Origin of the sequence: Streptomyces sp. NPDC048484, from assembly GCF_040651415.1 — a bacterium.
Classification (GTDB): Bacteria; Actinomycetota; Actinomycetes; order Streptomycetales; family Streptomycetaceae; genus Streptomyces.
In genome coordinates this window covers 1-1,490 of the sequence record NZ_JBEZJY010000145.1, presented here as the reverse complement: position 1 = coordinate 1,490, position 1,490 = coordinate 1, and the positions used below count along the sequence as shown (strand labels likewise).

General features: G+C 66.6%; 2 pseudogenes. One reads left to right on the top strand and one right to left on the bottom strand.

Features of this window, described 5'->3' with window-relative positions:
• Nucleotides 1-158 precede the first annotated feature (158 nt).
• Nucleotides 159-1,339 (top strand): annotated as a pseudogene (locus AB0D14_RS44965) (RNA-guided endonuclease TnpB family protein).
• Here AB0D14_RS44965 and AB0D14_RS44960 read toward each other — a convergent pair.
• A pseudogene (locus AB0D14_RS44960) lies at nt 1,303-1,490 on the bottom strand (IS110 family transposase); the annotation flags it as partial. The pseudogenes AB0D14_RS44965 and AB0D14_RS44960 overlap by 37 nt on opposite strands.

Sequence of the window (1,490 nt, the reverse complement as noted above, 5' to 3'; positions counted from 1 at the left end):
GCTACCTCGCAGGCCTCCACCTCCGCGCCTCCATGATCTGGATCAACGACCTGCTGAAGGCAACTGACTGATCACGACGTCACACAGGCCCTAGTGTGATCGGCATGCAGCTCAGGTACGTCTTCCGGTTGTACCCGGACCTCGGCTAGCAGAGGGCGTTGGCGCGGGCGTTCGGGTGCGCCCGTGTCGTGTTCAACGATGCGGTGCGGGCCCGTGAGGACGCCCGCACGGCGGGCGCGGCGTTCCCGACGGCCGCCGAGCTGTCCACTCGTCTGATCACCCAGGCGAAGCAGACCACTGCACGCTCCTGGCTGGGTGAGGTTTCCGCGGTGGTCCTGCAGCAGTCCCTGCGCGACGCCGAGAGCGCGTACCGCAACTTTTTCGCCTCTCTCCAGGGCACCCGCAAGGGTCCCAGGATCGGTGCGCCCCGCTTCAAGTCCCGCAAGGACACCCGTCAGTCGGTCCGGTTCACGGCCAACGCCCGCTGGAAGATCACCGACAGTGGCCGGCTGAACCTGCCGAAGATCGGGGCGGTGAAGGTGAAGTGGTCGCGCACCCTGCCCACCACGCCCTCCTCCGTCACCGTCATCAAGGACGCGGCCGGCAGGTTCTTCGCCTCCTTCGTCATCGACACCGACCCGCAGACGGATGCCGAGCGGATGCCCGGCACCGACCGCACCATCGGCATCGACCTGGGCCTGAGGCACTTCGCGGTCCTGTCCGACGGCACGAAGATCGACTCCCCGAGGTTTCTGCGCCGCGCGGAGAAGAACTGAAGAAGACCCAGCGGGAACTGTCCCGCAAGCAGAAGGGGTCCAGGAACCGGAACAAGGCCCGGCTCAAGGTTGCCCGCGCCCACGCCCAGGTCACCGACGCCCGTCACGAGTTCCACCACCAGCTCTCCACCAGGCTGATCTCCGAGAACCAAGGGATCGCCGTGGAGGACCTGGCGGTGGCGGGGCTGGCGCGCACCAGGCTGGCCAAGTCCGTGCACGACGCCGGATGGTCGTCGTTCGTGAACATGCTCCAGTACAAGGCGGAGCGGTACGGGCGGACCCTGGTCAGGATCGGCCGGTTCGAGCCGACCAGCCAGACCTGCTCCGCCTGCGGCGTCAAGGACGGGCCCAAGCCCCTCAACATCCGGGAGTGGACGTGCGCGGCCTGCGGCGCGGTCCACGACCGGGATGTCAATGCCGCAAAAAATGTGAAGACGGCCGCCGGACTGGCGGTATCGGCCTGCGGAGCGCCGGTAAGACCGGGAGCAGTCCCGGCACAGCGTAAAGAAACTTCCCAATCTCGATGTCAAGCGGCTGCGGCAAGGGGAATTGCACCTTGGTAGGGCGTCTTGTCCCGGATCATGACCCACAGGACGTTGGTTCGCCGACGGGCGAGCGCGAGGACTGCCTGCTTGTGCCCTTTGCCTTCGCTGCGCTTCCGGTCGTAATACGCCTTTGAGACCGGGCAGAACCGCGCACTTACCTGCGCGGACA